Source organism: Allobranchiibius sp. CTAmp26, assembly GCF_017565405.1.
Classification (GTDB): domain Bacteria; phylum Actinomycetota; class Actinomycetes; order Actinomycetales; family Dermatophilaceae; genus Allobranchiibius.
In genome coordinates this window covers 22,537-39,729 of the sequence record NZ_JAGEKR010000031.1, presented here as the reverse complement: position 1 = coordinate 39,729, position 17,193 = coordinate 22,537, and the positions used below count along the sequence as shown (strand labels likewise).

Genomic DNA, 17,193 nt, shown 5'->3' with positions numbered 1-17,193 from the left:
GGGACACGCTGGTAGTGACCAAGCTGGACCGGCTTGCCCGATCTTTACCCGATGCGCGGGAGATCGCGGACGAGCTCACCCATCGCTCAGTCAAGCTGAGCCTGGGCGGGTCCGTGTACGACCCGAACGATGCAGTCGGCCGATTGCTCTTTAATGTGCTGGCCATGGTCGCTGAGTTCGAGAGCGACCTGATTCGCCTGCGCACCACCGAGGGCATGAAGGTTGCCAAGGCCAAGGGTCACCTGCGTGGCAAGCAGCCCAAACTGACCCGCCGCCAGGAAGCACACTTGGTCTCGTTGCTGCAAACTGGCGAGTACAGCACCGCCGAGGCGGCCGAACTCTTCAGCGTGGGTCGCTCTACCGTCTATCGCGCGATCCAGCGCCAGCGAGCAGAAGACCAAGCCAAGGCGGATGCGGCCGCCTCATAGGCGCGTCCGCATCCACCCGCGACAGCTGGTCCCGCACGGCACACCCCGTACGGGACGAGCTGCCCAGGACGCGAATCAAGGTCCAGATCGTCCCTGGCGCGTCGTATCCCGTTCGGCCTGCGGGATGCGCCTATCTAGCCTGCGCGTACGAGAGCGTTGTCTCCTAGGTTGATGAGGTGCCCGTGACCACCGACCCGTCAGCCGCGTGTCGCATCCTGATTTACGGGGTCACGGGCAGCGGAAAGAGCACCGCGGCTAAGCGAATCGCAGCGCGCACGGGGCTGCCGGTGACCTTGGTCGATGAGCTGACGTGGATGCCTGGGTGGGTGCCGGTGGCCGAGGATCAGCAGCGATACCTGATCGCGGAGATTGCCTCGAAAGATCGGTGGGTTCTGGACACCGCGTACGGGGCGTGGCTCGACCTGGTGGTGCCTCGGGCTCAGTTGATCATCGCCCTTAACTACCCGAGGTGGTTCTCCTTGCAGCGGCTGCTCCGCCGGACCCTGTTGCGGGCGATCGACCAGCAAACCATCTGCAACGGGAACACGCAGTCATGGCGCGGCCTGTACGGGAAGCACTCCATCGTGCGCTGGCACTTCAAGAGCTTCGCGCGCAAGCGTGATCGAATACGCGCGTGGGCCGATGCAGTGGAGGGGCCGCCGGTGCTGTTCATCCGTCGACCTCGGGACCTGGAGTCGTGCCTGCCCCTCTTCGTGGAGCGTTGAGCATTCGTAGGATCGGGCGCGAGCAGCGCTCAGCGAGTAGCTATCGACCCGTCCAAGGGGGCTGCGGCGAAAGCAAACGGTCGCCGATCCTCGTGCGGGTCGATGATCGAGCCGGCGCTAATCGGTGGTGAGCGGTGGGCTCGTCAGGTGTCGGGGTCGGCTGGAATGTCGGGGTCGGCTGGAAGCCGGGAGTACATGAACATGTCGCGCCGCTGGCCACCGACGGGTTGCCAGTTTCGTAGCAGTCCCTCGCGGAGATAGCCGGCTCGTTCCGCAGCGCGCCAGGACCCCTCGTTCCACGGTTCTACATAGAGCTCCAACCGGTGCATGTCGGGCAGGGACAGTCCCCAGGTCGACACAATCTGCAACGCGTGCTGGGCTACCCCTCGACGACGAGCAGCGGGTGCAACCCAGTACCCGACGCTGGCCCGACCGTGCCCGATCGGCCACAACCCAATCTGCCCCAGCCCCCTGTCGGTCTCGGCGTCAGCGATGACGAAGGAGTACCCCTGCCCGGTCCTGGCACGCCGGTGTTGCCGCTCGATGAAGGCCTGCGCCGCGGCAGGCTCAACGGGCCCCTTCGGCACGGTGGTGATCAGCGGGATCAACGGATCAGCACCGGCCTCCATCACCAATGCGGCATCTGCAGCGGCAAACGCCCGCAACACCAGCGGCGCGTCCCTGAGATGCGGCAGCTGCAGCTCGTTCGACACCTGCGCCATCCTGGCACCCGCGAGCTGTCACGAATCGCGATGGTTGTGCGGGATGATCCCGGGTATGCCGACTCCGTTCGAGGTCACCGGGCACCACGATGCGGCTCCGCCGGCGGGGCAAAACTCGTGGGTGCCGGGTCGAGGCCCGCGCAGGGATATCAAGGTCGTTGAGTCCGATCCGCGGTGGCCGGGCGACTTCACCTGGTTGGCGCAGCGGATCACCAATGCTTTGGGCCAGCGGGCGCTGCTCGTGGAACACGTCGGGTCGACGTCCGTACCCGGTTTGGCCGCCAAACCGGTCATCGATATCGACCTGATAGTGGCCGATCCGGCAGATGAGCAGGACTGGCTGCCTCCGCTGGAGACAGCGGGTTTCGAGCTGGTGATCCGGGAGCCTTGGTGGCACGAGCATCGGGTGGTGGTGTTCGGATCTCCCCGTTGCAACGTTCACGTGTTCGGCCCGCAGAGCCCCGAGCCGGTACGGCACCGCATTTTCCGGGACTGGCTGCGCCAACACCCCGACGATCTGGCGCTCTACAGCGCCGCGAAAGTAGCCGCGGCCAGCGATTCCGTCGCGGCCGGAGAACATGTCACGGAGTACAACGCCCGCAAGGAGCCGGTGATTCGCGCGATCTACGACCGCGCGTTTCGAGCGACCGGACTCCTCTGACGCCCATCCGTCGATGACGCGGACGCTGGTCCGGTCATCGATCGTTAAGCGGCAACCGCGACGTCTCGATTGAGGATGCAGCAGCTCGGTGGATCAGTGTGCTTCAGGTGTGGGCGTGGACAGGGAGAAGTCAGCCCATTGCGTGAGGGCGTGGCGGGTGGGGTCATCCAGGGGTAGTGGCAGTTGAAGCAATGCCTGTCCCAGGGCCGGGAAGAATGGTGACTTGGAGGCCCATCCGGATCCGGTTCGGGCGTCGAAGATCTTGTGCCGGCCAGCGCGAACTCGCAGGTAGGGCGAGTTGCTGACAGTCACGATCGAGACTGATGTGATCTGCGACAGAGGGGCCCATCGACCCCGGCGGAACGAAGAGCGACGGACGTAAACCCAGTCCGTGCCGACGGCCCAGTACCAACGCCGCATGCAGAGCGCGACCATGTAGCCGAGGACTGTGAAGGTTCCGATGAAGCTCGCCAAGCCTAAGGAGGTATCCGCCGCGAACGCACCCAGGAATGCCGTGCCTGCCAGTCCGACGGCCAACCCTGCAAACATCGCCTTAACGCTGCCTGCCCACACTGCTACGACGGGCCCCAAGTCGCGAGCTGGCGGCATAGTGGGCGTCCTCGCAAGGAGATGCAGTTTCACGGTCGGCACGCTATCGGTGGGCGTCGACGGTTGGAGTGTGTCCAAGGTGCTCACTCACCTGCGGCTTCGCTGTAGACCGGGTTGTCTTCGCTGCTCTGATGAGTTCGCAGTTGGGGTATGGCAAGTCGCCACCAAGAGAGCCTGAAGCTGATCGAATTGGCGCAGACCCCACCCTGGTGCGATGCGATGGCGTCTCCCGCGCGCGAGATGACCGCTCACCCATCCGCTTGTGACTCCTAGCGCAGACGGCGCAGGATGTTGGCGAGCAAGATCACTGCGTCGGCGGCGATGCCGGTCGTGGTCCGGTCAGCACGAGGGGAGTGTTTCATCTTGTGGGAAAGCGCCGAAGCTTTCTTCACGAGGCCACGCAGCTCTTCGTTCGAGGACCCTGGGAGTCGCTGGTCGATGTACGCACCGATGCGAATGTCGGTCCTGTCCACTGGGGGTGGTGGTTTGCCCTCTGGGCAGTGCACGGCGGGGTCGTAGACGACGGCGCTGAGCGCTTCGAGGACACCGACACAGCGGTTGCCGACGTCCTTGTAGTCAACGTGCGTGGATGCGGTCGCGAACCGTTGTCGGAGCTGCTCGATGTGCTCATCGACAGCGGGCCAGCCAAGTTCGCTACGTGGGGACACGGATCGGACGATCTGATTCTCCGAAGCCCTGTCCTGAGCGGTTTCGAGCGCTTCAAGCACCGGATCGAACAGGTTGGCCAACATGTCGCGGCGGGCTTGCCAGCTACCTCGGCCCTCGTGCGCGTTCCAGTAGGTGCGGAACGAAGGAAAGTCGCTCCACTGCGGATCGAAATCGACTCCCTGACGCCGCAGCACCGCCCGTAATGATCTGAAGACCTCGCGCGATTCCACATCATTGATCTGTTGTTTGCCGTCAGTGCCGTAGGAGTTGTACTGGCCGCGTACGAACTGGGTGAGCGCGATCGCGGTAGCCAACGGATCATCGCCAGCCAGCGGACCATTTTCGAGCTGGCGCACCAAGTCGATCCTGATCCCCGTTGTACTGGACGATCCCCACGGGCTTGACGCATCGAGAACCTCAGCGAAGAAGTCGTCGAATCTCATATCCCGATTCTGTCAGCGATGAGCTCACCATCGATTAGCGGCGCCCTTCTCAGTGCTCGGCGTCTATGACGGAGTTCTGACGGCCGGAACGGGTCGTAGGGTGCTGGCACCGGTCCAGCCCGCGATTCTGCTTAGTTCGCCTGCTCTTCGCGTAATGATCTGAAGACAGCCATGTTGGGGCGCGAGGGAGGGGTTGGGTGAGGTCGCCGGCGCTGTTGAGGCAAGTTGGCTTTCGGCGGTTCTTCATTGGCCAGTCCGTTTCCCTGCTGGGTGATCAGTTCGCGGTTCTCGCGGTCCCTCTCGCTGCGATCTTGACGGTCGGGGCGGGAGCGACCCAAGTGGGCGTGCTGACGGCCGCGGGGGTCGCCCCGAGCCTGTTGTTATCCGTGTGGGCCGGGGCCTGGATCGACCGACACGGGCATCGCCGGGTCGTGATGCTGGTGGCCGACTTCTCCCGCGCTGCTGCAGTGTTGTCCATCCCGATCGCGTACGCCTTCGGTGGCCTCACGCTCATCCAGCTCTACCTCGTCGCGTTCCTAGTCGGCGTCTTCGACGTGTTCTTCGGTGTGGCCTACCAAGCCGTCTTGATCTCGATGGTTCGACGCGACCAGTACGTGGCGGCCAGTAGCTGGTTACGCGGCAGTGAGGCTGTCACCCAAACGGTCGGTCTGACGCTGGGTGGGGTGCTCGTCAGCGTGCTCACAGCACCCGTCGCGCTGGTGTTCAACGCGGCCAGCTTCGCCATCAGCGGGGCACAGCTGGCGCGGATCCACCCCGCGGAGCCGGGGTCAGCGAAATCTGCTCACGGCCAAGGAGTGGGCGAGGGCCTGCGATGGGTTTACCGGTCCGCGCTCATGCGGGCGGTGTTGACCTCCTCAGGGCTGACGAACCTGGCTGTCTTCATGAGCACCGGCGTCCTCACTCTGTACGCGATACGCACCCTGCACCTGACACCAACAGCAATCGGTGTGGCTCTTGGCGCCGGCGCTGTCGGCGCATTCATCGGCGCAGCCACCTGCGCACGTGTTGAGACACGGCTCGGCTTGGGACGACTCCTGGCCTTCTCCTCGCTGATCTACCCCGCCGGTCTGCTCTTCTACCCCGCGGCCAGGGGACCTGCACTACTGGCGGCGAGCACTTTGGCAGCCGGTGAATTCATCGCCGCGGTCACCGCGGTCTGGGCCGACATCGCACTTGGCACCATCCTCGCCATTGAAGTCGCCGATGACATCCGCTCCCGGGTCAACGGCGTCTTCCGGACCATCAATCAGGGAGTACGCCCCATCGGCGCCGTCGCCGGCGGACTACTCGCTACCTGGATCGGACTACGCAGCGCACTGCTGTGCTCCGCGTTGATCGGCTTGCTCGGCGGTTCGCTGATCCTGCGCAAACAGGTCCTCTCGATGAAGTCCAACCCACCCAGCCCTAAGACGCCGACCACCGATTAGAGCCCCGGGACCTGGTCTCAGATCACCGGGGGCGCGAACCGTTTAACGAAGGGCTTGGGGGGCCTAGCGACGGCGCGGAGTACCCGGGGTCGAGGTTGTACAAGGAAGGTCACAGATCCGTCGTCCGAGGTCACCGATTCCTACCGTGAGTCGACGAGGTGTTGCGGGCTGCTTGCCGTCGCCGCCAGCCGTTCTAAGTCCTTAGGTGGTGCTACTTCGGCCGCAATCCTAGTTTTCAGCGTGGCGGTTAGTCGATGCTCGTGGTCGCATCCCAGGGTGTTCCGGGTGCGCCGATGATGTTTGGAGGCACCGCGCGGTGTGAGGGTGTCTGCCCTGCGCGTATCTGAGCGAGCAGATCAATCGCGGCGCGCATAGCGCTTGGCTGGTCGCCGCGGAGCGTCATCCATCGCTGGGCTTCGGGGAAGACCGTGCGTCTGATGGGATCGTCGTCGTTGCCGGTGAGCATTAATGCACGTCCTCCGCGGCTGGCGGCTTCGTGGACGAGATAGGCGATGTGATCGCTATCGCAGACAACGGCATCGAGGTCTTGATGGCTTTCGAGCCACTCGAGGATCCGTCCCAAGGTGGACGTCGACGAAGCCCGGGAGTGCGAGTACGCCACAGCCAGCTTGGGAACCTCTGCCGCGACGATACCGGCCCTGGCCGCTGCGCCTTGCACAGCCACCCGTGTGTCCAGTGTTCGTTGGGCAGGCACGCCGCTCCCGTCTTCTGCGAAACCCACGTGCCCGAACGTTCGGCATCCCGTCCGCTGCCACAGTAGGAGCACTTCTCGCGCGATACCTAGTGCGTTGTCGGTTTCGACATAGGGGTGCGCTGATCCGGCGGGTCTTGGTGAGGTCTCCTGCGGTCGGCCCAAGGCGACATACGGGACCTGCTCGGCGCGCAGCGTGTTCAACCGGGGGTCGTCACCGGCCAAGTCGTTGACCACGAAGGCGTTCACGCCGTGAGTGCGGATCATGTCGTGGTACGTAGGGATCGTTCGACCCGCGGCGTACTCCCGGTGCCACGCTTCAAGACCTAGGGTGCGGTCAGCGCGTTCCGCGGGCGTGCCGCCGATGACGTCGACCACTCCTGGAACTTCCACGTCGACAACGAAGGGGACGAGCAACCCGCCAGCGGTTTGCACGGCGCGAACCAACTCTGTCAGCTGGGACTGCATGACCGAAGACGGTCGGCTCCACGACCGGGGCATCTGGTAGCCGACGCGGATCCCCTTGAGGGCGCCGGATGGTCGACGGATCGGGCGGTAACCGACTTGTGCGACAGCCTCGGCGATCGACTGCCGTAGTTCCGGGGACAGTCGGCCCGGTCGGCTGAAGAAGTTCTTCACCGAATCGGGACTGGCGCCTGAGAGGCGGCATACCTCGGCGATCTCGTTCTGTCTCGACGGTCTCGGCATCTCTCTCCCTCTGGCAAAACACGGCTGTTGTTGTGTACAAGAGGATGCTAGCATTGCTCTGTGTACACGTTTAACGCTCTGTTTTGGACAGAGGGTGTGGACACCTACAGGTGCCCGGGTTGCTCTACTGGCCTCGATCGTGGCCAGCAGAGCACGCGAGGCGCGGAGTGAGATCGAGAGAGGAACCTCGTGATGCGAAAGATGCTTACTCGTATCGGACTGATCGGGCTCTTGTCCGTCGGTCTGGGCTCATCGTGGGCGGCTGCCGCTGCGCACGCAGACACCTCGGCCCCGAGTTGCTACGGCGCCAGCTGTACCGACAAGGATCCGAGCACAACGAACTGCGTCGACGACGCAGTCACTATTTACGAACGTGCCGCAGTAACCACCGGTGACGCCGGGGCGAACTACGGCGTGCTCGAGATGCGGTACTCACGAAACTGTGATTCCAACTGGGTGCGGTTCACCCCCTGGGGTCCAAGGCTGGGCGTTTTCGCAGGCTCCACCGTTTCCGGAATGCCGTGGATCTGGCGAGATGGCACTAGCGACTGGCCGCGGGGGTATGTGAACGGGTCATCTGGTGCCGGATACGACCAGACGACCTGGACGGCCATGGTGTCGGCCGAAGGCCGAACCTGCATGTCGGTCGATATCTATCAACTCAGTGACCCGACCAGGTCGCACATGGGTGCTTTCAGTGGCGACCTGCTCGGAAACTACACCGCGGGTTGCTTCTCATAACTCGCGAATCGGATGTGCTCGGCTCCGGGAGATGATGTCCCGGAGCCGAGCAGTTCGAAAACCCACTGGCCGACTAGCCGTGCAGGGCGTTTGTCGTTGAATTTCGACAGTACTCGGGCATCACCCCTGCAACAGAAATGTAAGTAAGTTTTCGGGAGCACTTGTGGTCACCGGCTCCTGGCGGGCGGTGGCGTCTCGGACGTGCGGGCATCGCCGTACCCGCAAGACGATCGCGCTGCGATACATGTGAGGTGGTCAGATTGATAGGGGCTGTGGTTTCGAAGCGCGCGTCGTCGACAACGCATCGTCCATCCGGGGCCACGGATCGGTCCGGCCTACCTACACGTCGGAGACATGCTGTGCGTTTGGGGCTTGACCGGCCAGTAGCACAGAGCGAGCAGCGCCAGTAGGGGACCGGTGTTCAGGTCGGTCGCGGTCCCGGTGGCGATCTGACCGAAGTCCTGCGCGATGACCCAGATCGCCAGTGACACGACGATGGCCAGGATCAGCCCGGGGCGTGTCGTCGAGGGGAGAAACACGCACAGCGCGATGAGCACCAGGCAGGCGGCGAGCACGACCGATACCACCAGACCGCGGCCGGCGAGCAGCTCGGCAGCCCACGTGTTGATGCTGCGGATCCAGTGCGGTTCGCCGTCGGCCATCCCGGCCACCGTGTCGTGCATCGCACTGGCGGTCCGGTTGGCGGGCAGCAGTGTCTCGATCGCGAACCAGATCCACAGAGCCATCCACAACCCGAGCGCGGCGACCCTCCCCAACGGTCCGGCAGCGGCGACGCTGCGCTGAGACCGATCCCGCGGCACGCCCCGGCGGGGCCAGAGCAGGACGGCGATCACGACGTACAGCAGGGCGGCGCCGGGTAGGCCGCCCAGCAGGGAGACCGGACCGGTCAGGATGCCGCCCAGGCCCTCGCCCATCCACCACACGAGCAGGCCCCAGATCGCCGACAACACCAACGCGGGCTTGCGGGTCCGGTGCCACAAGAGTCCACCGGCAATGAGCAACTGCACGGTCGCGAAGACCCCGTTCAGCAGGATGAGGTGATGCGACATCAGCGTCGCGGACCACTCGATGGGGTCGTGCACCCAACCGGGGTTGCCGGCCGCTGTGGGCCGAATGGTCTCCCGGGGAAAGGCCTGGGTGAACATGTAGTGCTGGTACTGCAATGCCGCGTCCACCAGCCACGCGACACCCAGCAGGCAGGTCAGTACCCCCCGCCAGCGCTCCGATGCCCGTCCATCGTCGTCGGAGCTGGTACTGCCCGTGGTTCTGTTTTGTGACAAGCGCGCGCCGGTCATCGTGGCGAGTTCTCCCTAAGCGGCGAGTCGGGCGTAGACGACGGTGTTGTTGCGGAAGTGGCCGGTCGCGGTGTCGAAGGTGCCGCCGCAGGTGATCAGGCGCAGTTCAGGACCGCTGGTGTTGCCGTAGACCGCCTGGGTCGGGAAGGCGTCCTTGGGGAAGCTGGCGACGCGGTACACGTCGTACGTCAGGACCTTTCCGTCCTTCAAGGTCACCTGCACCACCGCGCCGTCCTTGATCTGCGCCAGGTGGTAGAAGACCGCCCCGCCACGGGAACTGGTGACGTGCCCGACGATGGTCGCCGGCCCTACGGCCCCGGGGGTCGGTGATCCGTTGAACCAGCCGGCCTGGTCGGCCTGCTGGTCAGTGGGCACGACGATCTCCCGGTTGGCGGTCGCGCCGAGCGTCAGGAGCGGTGACCCCTCGTTCAGGCTCGCGATCCTGATCTTGCTGGGCGGCGACAGTGGCGCCGCCGCAGGACTGTTCGCCGAGGAGGACGACGAGGGGGATGTCGCGGAGGCGCTGGTCGAGGAGCCGGTGGAGGTGCTGGAGCTGCTCGTCTGGGATGACGGCAACGGGATGGCAGCGGTGTGGGCGGGTCGGTGCATGCCCCAGACGATGGCGACGATGCCACCAAGGACCAGACACGCGCACAGCACGCTGATAGCGATGGTCTGTGCGCGTGTCCGGTTCTTCATGTGGTCCTTAGATACTCCGTGTCAGACCTGTTCGATCAGACGGTGGTGTGCTTGCGGCGACGCATCAGCACCACACCCGCGCCACCAAGAGCGATCGCCGCAGCGCCGCCCGCCATCGCGGTGGTGTTGGTCGTCGACTTGGTCGAGGCGAAGCCGGTGTTCACGCCACCACCGGGCATCGTGCTCATCTGGGAGGCCTGCAGGACCCCGCACAGCGCGGGTGAGGTCGCGATCGCCGCGACCGGCTTGCTGGCACCGGGCAGGGTGAGCCCGACGTCGTTCGGCACGGTCAGCGACGCCTTCGGCGCGTTGGCCGGGTTCAGCCCGTGCACCACGATCACGGCTTTACCCGAGGTGATGGCCGCCTGGGAGGCCGAGGACAAGGTGATGGTCCGGTTGTAGGTGAAGCTGCCGCCGCCCGGTGCGATCTTGACGTTGGTCGCATCGGCTGACTTCTCATCGCCCGTGCCACCCGGCGCCGTGGACAGCGTGCTCAGGATGGGGCCGTAGTTGTCTCCGGCTTCGCCGGTGGTGATCAGCCCATCGTGGTTGCTGTCAGCAGCGGAGGTCGGGCACGTACCCGCCCCGCCGGCACCCAGCGCGGCGTCCGGGCCGTGGATGTGCTGCACGTGCGGGAACGGTGCACCGGCAAAGGCTGCCGGGATCCCCAACGCGTCCAACGTCTTCTTGTCTGTGGGCAGCTTGGTCGCCAAGCCACTGACGTGCTCGCTGATGGTGGCCTGGTTGCCGTTGAGGGTGACCGTGATCGTCCCGGACGCTGCCCCCGACGGGGTGTTCAGCGGCACCGCAGCCAACGTGGCCCGGTACGTCGTGCCGCTTGCAGCATGCGCAGCAGGTGCACCCGCGCCCAGGGCGGCAACACACGCCGCGATCGGCACAGCAGACAGCAAAACCTTGTTTTTCTTCTGCACGACTCACTTCTTTCTTTCACACGAAACGATCAGGCGTTTGCCCCACCGCCGACTTCGCACGCTACGACATGACCAGCAACCGATGTAAACAAGAAGCGCCAGTTACCAACTCGACACCTTCGCCGGCATCGGGGCTGTACCCGCGGGCGGTCGCCACGCTCCTCGAGAGGAGTGCGGCGACTGCCGCGACCTACCCGGAAGGGTGTCCGTCATGTCGAACGAACACCTTCGTGATTCGGCACGACCCGAATGATGGATTGGATCACAATGAAACTCCGCACATCCCGCGTGGAACGATCGACGGCGTCTCAGCGAGCGTTGGCTGTGGTCAGAGACGTCCGGAGCTGACGCGTCCGAATCGGTGTTCCATACGGGACACACACTCGCCGGCCGTCCGGACGCCGATCGTCGTTCGGGCCAGCACGACGCTGCCCATGCGTAGGAAGGTGCTCAGATCGCGGAACCGGGGGTCAGGTAGCGATAGCGACCAGAGGAACCGATTGCGTACCAGTGGTTGATGCTGGCAATGGCGCGGTCGTTGATCTGTCCGTCGTGGATGCCGATTGCGCGCTCGTAGCGACTGTTGCGTAGGAACTGAACCCCTTCGGAGACCTTCATCCAGGAGGCCTGCATCGGCACCAAGAGTGTGTCCACTGGAATAGGTGGTGGGACCAGGGCGTCACCGGGGTGGTAGGTGTCCCCGATCAAGTACCCGACGTTCGCGCACACCTCTTGAACGGGAAGCACGGGCGCGTGCCGCCCTCCAACGACCCTCACTGCGTGGCCCGCCACCGCGATTGACTCTCCGGGATGAACCGGCTCGAATGAGATCTGTTCAAGCGAGGCCGATGCGGGCGCAAAGATGGGACACGAGAGGTGTGCCAGGCGCGCCTGATCGGCATGATCTGCGTGCTGATGGGTGACTAGGACCGCGTCCGCGCCGCGCAGCGACTGCGGCTCACTCCAGATCCCCGGGTCGATCACAATGGTGCTCTCGCCCATCTCAAGCCGGACGCATGAGTGGGAGTAACGGATGAGCCGCATCGACGCATCATCGCCCAAGCTCGACGTCTTGCACCGGGAGGCGATCGGTGGGCGGTGCGGGATCGTTGCTGAGCTGGCCAACCAGGCTGATCCAGACAATGTTCCATTGGGTCGCCAGTAAATTTGGTCCCGTGGCCACCACCTTCACTCGACTGAACCCCGCTGGGCAGGATCGGCACGCTCTCATCGATTTCATGACGCGCAACGAGTTCTTGTTTCACGGCCGCCCGCATCCCACAGCAGCAGACGTCGCCACGTCGATCTCCGAGGGTGCCTATCGGGACGAGGACAACGACTCGTTCTGGGTCGATCACTCTGAACTCGGCCGGATTGGGTTCTTGCGCCTCGAAGACCTCAGTGACCGATCACCACTATTCGACCTGCGACTCGATGGCCCCGTCCGAGGCCGTGGCCTGGGCGTTGAGATCCTTCGCGCGGCCACCACGTACGTGTTCGACACGATGCCGGACGTCACCCGTTTTGAGGGCCAAACTCGTGAGGACAACATTGCGATGCGCAAGACCTTCGTGCGGTGCGGCTGGCTAAAGGAAGCGCACTACCGGGACGGCTGGCCAGTGGCAGGGGGCGCGCCAATGGCCTCGGTGGCGTACAGCATCCTTCGCCGCGATTGGGAAAGCGGACACACCACCACGTTCATCTGGGACGACCTCGTTGATTCGTGACTGACGGTAATTCGGGTGCGGTTCTGGCGGGCACCACGCATGCTCAAGCGGTGAAGATGGATATTCGTGGCTGGTCGGGTACCAGTGATACGACGGCGATGCAGCGGCTCGCTAGTCGTTGTTGGCCCCGCGGGTTGCATCCCGGTGGGTTGGGGTGGTCCCAAGCTACAGGTCAGGTTGGTGACCAGATCGTCGTGGTTGAAGGCGCCGAAGGCGAGGTGGAGGGGTGGGCAGCGGTCGGTCAGCCGGACTCGCTGATGCTCCAAGTCGCGCATGACAGACCCGACGCCGCCCACGCACTCTTCGGGTGGCTTCTGCGCACCGCTGAGGGTCCAACGTTGAGTGTCACCGTGTTCGATGAGCAGTCCAGGAAAATGTTCACCCAGGCGGGGTTCGAGCGCGCGACGCCGCCGTTCGGCTTTTACGCCATGAACGAGCCAGGGCTGGGCGCGCCGACCGATGCTGTCTCAGGCGCGGTCCCAGCGGGATACGCGATCCGCAGTGTCCGCTCCGATGAGGTGGATGCCCGGGTCGCTGTGCATCGCGCGTCGTGGAAGCCGGTCGACCTTCCCTTTCATCCCGACCATGACCCTCACCTTGACGAATCGTGGTCGAGCTCGTTCAGCCTCGATGCCTACCGCCGAGTGCAAGACACCCACCTGTACGACACACAGTTCGACTTGATCGTGAAGGCGCCCGATGGTTCTCTTGCGGGCTGTTGCATCGGTTGGTTCGACGCCACCACCGGATGGACCGAGATCGAACCACTCGGCGTCGTGCCCGCCCACCGCCGGTTCGGACTGGCCGCCGCACTCTGCGCCGAAATCGCGACACGCACGGCCGCAGCCGGAGGCCATCACGTGTTCATCAACACCGGGTCTTCCAACAGCTACCCCGGCCCCTACCGCGCCTACCAAAAAGCCGGCTTCACACCCTTCGTGCCCGGCGAAACCCTTATTAAGGGCTGAGGCCCAATCCGCATCAGTGGATACGTCCCGGAAGCCGAACCTTTGCCGGTGCTAGAACCTGCGCCAGGCGCCTCCGTCGAGACCACAGAACGACCTGCCCGGATCGGCGTCTTATGCGGGACACCCGACTCGCCTTCAGTCCGTAGACCGATCGGCACGCCGGCCGAGTGCCGCTCCGGGAGATCTCTGTGACTACAGTCTCTCGACGTGAGCGACACCTTCGACGTCGTGACTACTGCTCGCCTCACCTTGCGCGCGGCGAGCACCGACGACGTAGATGCGCTGTTCCCCATCACCTCTGATCCCGACACTTGGCAGCACGCCCCCGACGGTCGACATCGAGACCGGCAAACCACCCGCGATTGGCTCACGAAGGCCGCTGATCGATGGGATTCCGACGGCCTGAGCTACTGGATCATTCGGCTACGCGAAACCGGCGAGGCGGTCGGCGTCGGAGGAGTCCAGCGCCAGACCACCGGCAACTGGAACCTCTACTACCGCCTGACACCCCACACATGGGGACGCGGCTTCGCCACCGAGCTGAGCCGATCAGCGCTGGCAACCGCACACGCCAAGGACAACTCCGTAGCGGTCATTGCTTGGATCCTGGAAAGCCACTCTGCATCACGTCGAGTCGCCGAGCGAGTCGGCCTGACCAACTACGGTCCCCACGTCGACCCCAGTGACGGCACGACGCGATTAGCGTTCGCCGACCGGACCCTCGACGTTCCCTAGAGGGATCGTTTACCGGCCGGGCTGAGATGCGCCTGGGACCTCGGCGGCGGTCTGGATGGCGATCAAAATGTTCGGCAGGCTTTCCGGGTGGGCGAGCTTCAGCTGTGGGAGTTCGCTAGCGCTGAACCAGCGAAGATCATCGTGCTCGTGCGGAGCGGCGTTCGTGGGTGTTCCGGTCCAGTGCGTGACGAGGAATGCGTGCATGTCGAGGTTGGTGTCGGCGAGCACCATCGGAATGGGCACCGGGTCGTGGACGTGGACACCGATCTCTTCGAAGCACTCTCGACTGACAGCGTCGCGGGACAGCTCGCCCGGCTCAAGGTGCCCGCCAGGAAGACCCCAACTGCCTGGGTACGCCTGGCGCTGAGGGTGCCGATGGACCATCAGCACGCGACCGTCTTGGACGAGAGCCGCAGTCGCGATCGAGACTGAGGTGCTCATGCGAAGAAGCTATCCGCGGACACCGACGGTCAGTTGCGGTAGGTCTTCGTCCTGCATCTGGCGCAGCTCGTTGGGAGCAAAACCTGCCCGAAGGGCGATCGGTGAGCGGGTATCAGGCCTCCCAGCGAACCTCACCGTCGACCACTGTCGAGGTCTTGACCAGCCCGACTGCCTGCGCCACGCCCTGAGACGCTGCGTGCTCGGGGTGCACATGGGCCCGAACCGTGACGACGCCTTGGTCGCGTAGCCAGGCGACTATCAGCTGCGCACCCTCGCGGGCGTAGCCGCGACTTTGGAAGGGTGCAGCAACTACCCAGGCGACCTCAGCGACTGGCTCGTCCTGCTCCTCGGTGACCGTGGCCTGCACCGTGCCGACCGCGCGACCATCCTCGCGGCGGCGCAGCACCCAGTTCAACCAGCACTGCAACCCGTTCGGTGAACGGCCCACGACCTGACTCCGGTACTGCTCCTGCAACTCCCGCCTGCTCGCAGGCCGCCCACCGATGAAGACATGCAGTCCAGCATCATCCAACAGCGGGGCCATTTCCTGCGCGTGCTCGACTCGCAACGGCTCCAGGACAAGGCGCAGACCAGCCAGCGGCAGAGCTGAGAGTGATAGGGAGGGTGGAGTCGCCACGCTACTCATTCTCCTTGCTGACGAGTCCCGGAGACCCATCGCCGATCGGTCATCGTTCGCGGTACGGCGATGGCTGGGCACAGCTGCTGGCTCCGCGACTCAGGCGCGTTGGTTAACTCCTAGGTCGTCGAGTTGTGAGGATTACTAGATCGACGAGGCGGTCTACGTCCAGGGTGGTTAGGGGTTCGGTCGCGAGTCGGCTCAGAGCCGCCAGCAGGTGCAGGAAATGTTCTCGGACCTGGGGCAGTGGGCGACCGGTGGTGGCGGCAAGGCGTCGGGCTTCTGCGGTCAGCCGGGGGTGCCGCAGGAATTGATCCACTCGGATCAGGTCCTCGGCTGAGGGGTTGGTCGGCTCCTGGTCATCGCTCAGGGTGACTTGCAGGCGCCCACCGAGGGCGCTGGTCAGGGCGTCCAAGGCTCCTACCGTGGGGTTGCCTCGACCGTTCTCCAGGTTCGCGATGTAGGTCACCGACAAGCCGGCGTCCATGGCGACGGAGGCAATAGTCCTACCCGCAGCAGCCCGCCTGCTGCGCAGTGCGGACCCCAGGTCAGCGTTATCCATCGTGCCCCCTCAGAATACTTTTGCCGCTCGACTATCTTTAGAGGATAGTCGGCTGGGTGCGACGACACCTTGGCAAAAACTTCTGGTGCCTGTTCAGCGGTTCGGCGGTCGCCAACCTCGGTTCCTGGTTCTTGATCGTCGCAGTGCCGGTGTACGTCTACGACCTCACCGGTTCTGCGGGGGCCACCAGCGTGGCAGTAATCGCCGAGGCTGTGCCCGGCGTGCTCATCTCACCCATCGCAGGCCTCGTGGCCGATCGAGTCAACCGCGGCCTTCTGGACCTGGCCTGTCACCTGGTCCGCGGCGCCACCGTGGTCGCGATGCTGCTGGTCACCGACGAGGGGACCTTGTGGCTGCTGTTTGGGTTGATCTTCGTCGAGAACGCGGTCACCCAGGTCGCGATCCCCGCGCAGCGTTCCCTGATCCCCGCCATCGTCGGGCGAGGCGCCGCGCTGGAGGTGGCGAACGCCTGGAACACCGCCGCCGGTGGCGCGGTCCGTCTGGTCGGAGCACCACTCGGGGGAGCGTTGTACGCACTAGCCGGTTTCCAGGCCGCCGTCCTGGTGAACGCGGCGACGTACCTGATCGCCGCCGTGCTCACCGCGCTGCTGCACCTCGACCCTGTCGGCCGCGGTGCCGCAGGGCGCTTCGCGGCTGATCCCGTCTCATCGGCGCTAAGACGGGCCACGCGAGATATCGGCGAAGGTGCCGTGTTCCTGTTCCAGCACAGGATCCTGCGGTCGCTGCTGGCGGTGTCGGCGACCTTCTTGCTGGCCAACGGGGTCCTAAACGTGCTCGTTGTCCCCTACGTCGTTCACGACCTTGGCGGAGGCGGGCCAGAAGTGGGCCTTCTGTTCACAGCGCTCGGAGCGGGGTACCTGCTCAGCGCCCCACTGGGCGCCTATGTATCCCGTCACATCACATTGCGATCAGGGATTACTGCCGCCTTGGTCGCCGTGACCATCTGCTTTGCCGGGCTTTTCAACAGCACAACCCTGGTTACGGCGGTCGTCTGCATCGGGCTCGCGGGCATCCCCGGAGGCACCATCCTGCTGCTCATCCAAGTGCAAATTCAACGACGAACCTCGACCCACCTCCTAGGCCGCACGCTGTCAGCGTTCACCACCATCGAGAGCACCGCGACAGTCGCAGGCTCTGCGGTGGGTGGCCTGCTGGCCGACACCCTGGGACTGCGCACCACCGCAAACGCAATCCTTCCCGTCATCGCCATCGCAGCGGCCATCGCCATCGTGGGACTACACGGAACCACCGGGAACGCGACGGAAGCAATCTCCTAGGAGATCAAGGCC

At 64.7% G+C, this 17,193-nt stretch carries 18 protein-coding genes and 1 pseudogene; 9 read left to right on the top strand and 10 right to left on the bottom strand.

What is annotated here, in order from left to right; genetic code table 11:
- Together J4030_RS17570 and J4030_RS17565 are read left to right on the top strand one after the other, a co-directional pair.
- Positions 1 to 428 (top strand): recombinase family protein (locus J4030_RS17570; RefSeq protein WP_208050533.1); only part of this gene is annotated, 428 nt, incomplete at its 5' end.
- A 176-nt stretch (positions 429 to 604) separates the two neighbouring features.
- On the top strand, positions 605 to 1,153 hold the full coding sequence (locus J4030_RS17565; RefSeq protein ID WP_208050532.1) for an adenylate kinase: 549 nt from the start codon (positions 605 to 607) through the stop codon (positions 1,151 to 1,153).
- 143 nt (positions 1,154 to 1,296) lie between these two features.
- On the opposite strand, the gene J4030_RS17560 is transcribed toward J4030_RS17565, so the two are convergent.
- Positions 1,297 to 1,875 carry a GNAT family N-acetyltransferase gene (locus J4030_RS17560; protein WP_208050531.1) on the bottom strand — a complete coding sequence of 193 codons (579 nt, stop codon included), beginning with the start codon at positions 1,873 to 1,875 and terminating at the stop codon, positions 1,297 to 1,299.
- A gap of 55 nt (positions 1,876 to 1,930) precedes the next feature.
- Between J4030_RS17560 and J4030_RS17555 the strand changes: the two genes are divergently transcribed.
- Positions 1,931 to 2,536, top strand: a complete 606-nt coding sequence (locus tag J4030_RS17555) for a GrpB family protein (RefSeq protein WP_243763567.1) — start codon at positions 1,931 to 1,933, stop codon at positions 2,534 to 2,536.
- Positions 2,537 to 3,414: 878 nt separating this feature from the next.
- Here J4030_RS17555 and J4030_RS17550 read toward each other — a convergent pair.
- Positions 3,415 to 4,257 carry a hypothetical protein gene (locus J4030_RS17550; protein WP_208050529.1) on the bottom strand — a complete coding sequence of 281 codons (843 nt, stop codon included), beginning with the start codon at positions 4,255 to 4,257 and terminating at the stop codon, positions 3,415 to 3,417.
- 197 nt (positions 4,258 to 4,454) lie between these two features.
- Between J4030_RS17550 and J4030_RS17545 the strand changes: the two genes are divergently transcribed.
- Positions 4,455 to 5,705 (top strand): MFS transporter, encoded by a 1,251-nt coding sequence (locus J4030_RS17545; protein WP_307864767.1) that lies wholly within the window; start codon positions 4,455 to 4,457, stop codon positions 5,703 to 5,705.
- 247 nt (positions 5,706 to 5,952) lie between these two features.
- Here the strand turns inward: J4030_RS17545 and J4030_RS17540 are convergent, their stop codons facing one another.
- Positions 5,953 to 7,056, bottom strand: a complete 1,104-nt coding sequence (locus tag J4030_RS17540; protein WP_208050527.1) for a hypothetical protein — start codon at positions 7,054 to 7,056, stop codon at positions 5,953 to 5,955.
- Positions 7,057 to 7,317: 261 nt separating this feature from the next.
- Here J4030_RS17540 and J4030_RS18715 point away from each other — a divergent pair, with 261 nt between their 5' ends.
- Positions 7,318 to 7,866, top strand: coding sequence for a DUF2690 domain-containing protein (locus tag J4030_RS18715; RefSeq protein WP_208050526.1), 549 nt, complete (start codon positions 7,318 to 7,320; stop codon positions 7,864 to 7,866).
- 335 nt (positions 7,867 to 8,201) lie between these two features.
- Here J4030_RS18715 and J4030_RS17530 read toward each other — a convergent pair whose 3' ends face one another.
- The 4 genes from J4030_RS17530 to J4030_RS17515 all read right to left on the bottom strand — a co-directional run bounded on the left by J4030_RS17530 (position 8,202) and on the right by J4030_RS17515 (position 11,857).
- Complete coding sequence (locus tag J4030_RS17530) at positions 8,202 to 9,182, bottom strand: hypothetical protein (RefSeq protein ID WP_208050525.1); 981 nt, start codon at positions 9,180 to 9,182, stop codon at positions 8,202 to 8,204.
- Between the two features lie 15 nt (positions 9,183 to 9,197).
- Complete coding sequence (locus tag J4030_RS17525) at positions 9,198 to 9,881, bottom strand: class F sortase (protein WP_208050524.1); 684 nt, start codon at positions 9,879 to 9,881, stop codon at positions 9,198 to 9,200.
- A 35-nt stretch (positions 9,882 to 9,916) separates the two neighbouring features.
- Positions 9,917 to 10,687, bottom strand: coding sequence for an LPXTG cell wall anchor domain-containing protein (locus J4030_RS17520; protein ID WP_307864766.1), 771 nt, complete (start codon positions 10,685 to 10,687; stop codon positions 9,917 to 9,919).
- Positions 10,688 to 11,263: 576 nt separating this feature from the next.
- Positions 11,264 to 11,857, bottom strand: coding sequence for an MBL fold metallo-hydrolase (locus tag J4030_RS17515; RefSeq protein WP_208050523.1), 594 nt, complete (start codon positions 11,855 to 11,857; stop codon positions 11,264 to 11,266).
- A 131-nt stretch (positions 11,858 to 11,988) separates the two neighbouring features.
- Between J4030_RS17515 and J4030_RS17510 the strand changes: the two genes are divergently transcribed.
- From J4030_RS17510 to J4030_RS17500, 3 genes are all read left to right on the top strand, one after another.
- Complete coding sequence (locus J4030_RS17510; protein ID WP_374222011.1) at positions 11,989 to 12,540, top strand: GNAT family N-acetyltransferase; 552 nt, start codon at positions 11,989 to 11,991, stop codon at positions 12,538 to 12,540.
- Positions 12,537 to 13,508: a GNAT family N-acetyltransferase gene (locus J4030_RS18630; RefSeq protein WP_208050522.1), complete on the top strand. Its 972-nt coding sequence runs from the start codon at positions 12,537 to 12,539 to the stop codon at positions 13,506 to 13,508. The genes J4030_RS17510 and J4030_RS18630 overlap by 4 nt, the downstream gene beginning before the upstream one ends.
- 207 nt (positions 13,509 to 13,715) lie before the next feature.
- The gene (locus tag J4030_RS17500) at positions 13,716 to 14,243 is read left to right on the top strand and encodes a GNAT family N-acetyltransferase (protein WP_208050521.1); all 528 of its coding nucleotides are present in this window, start codon (positions 13,716 to 13,718) and stop codon (positions 14,241 to 14,243) included.
- A gap of 9 nt (positions 14,244 to 14,252) precedes the next feature.
- Here J4030_RS17500 and J4030_RS17495 read toward each other — a convergent pair whose 3' ends face one another.
- The 3 genes and pseudogenes from J4030_RS17495 to J4030_RS18710 all read right to left on the bottom strand — a co-directional run.
- Positions 14,253 to 14,684, bottom strand: a complete 432-nt coding sequence (locus J4030_RS17495; RefSeq protein ID WP_208050520.1) for an NUDIX hydrolase — start codon at positions 14,682 to 14,684, stop codon at positions 14,253 to 14,255.
- 112 nt (positions 14,685 to 14,796) lie between these two features.
- Positions 14,797 to 15,228, bottom strand: coding sequence for a GNAT family N-acetyltransferase (locus J4030_RS17490; protein ID WP_243763566.1), 432 nt, complete (start codon positions 15,226 to 15,228; stop codon positions 14,797 to 14,799).
- Between the two features lie 484 nt (positions 15,229 to 15,712).
- Positions 15,713 to 15,883: pseudogene (locus J4030_RS18710) on the bottom strand (helix-turn-helix domain-containing protein); the annotation flags it as partial.
- A 56-nt stretch (positions 15,884 to 15,939) separates the two neighbouring features.
- Here J4030_RS18710 and J4030_RS17480 point away from each other — a divergent pair.
- Positions 15,940 to 17,181, top strand: coding sequence for an MFS transporter (locus tag J4030_RS17480; RefSeq protein WP_208050518.1), 1,242 nt, complete (start codon positions 15,940 to 15,942; stop codon positions 17,179 to 17,181).
- The last annotated feature ends 12 nt before the right edge of the window (positions 17,182 to 17,193 follow it).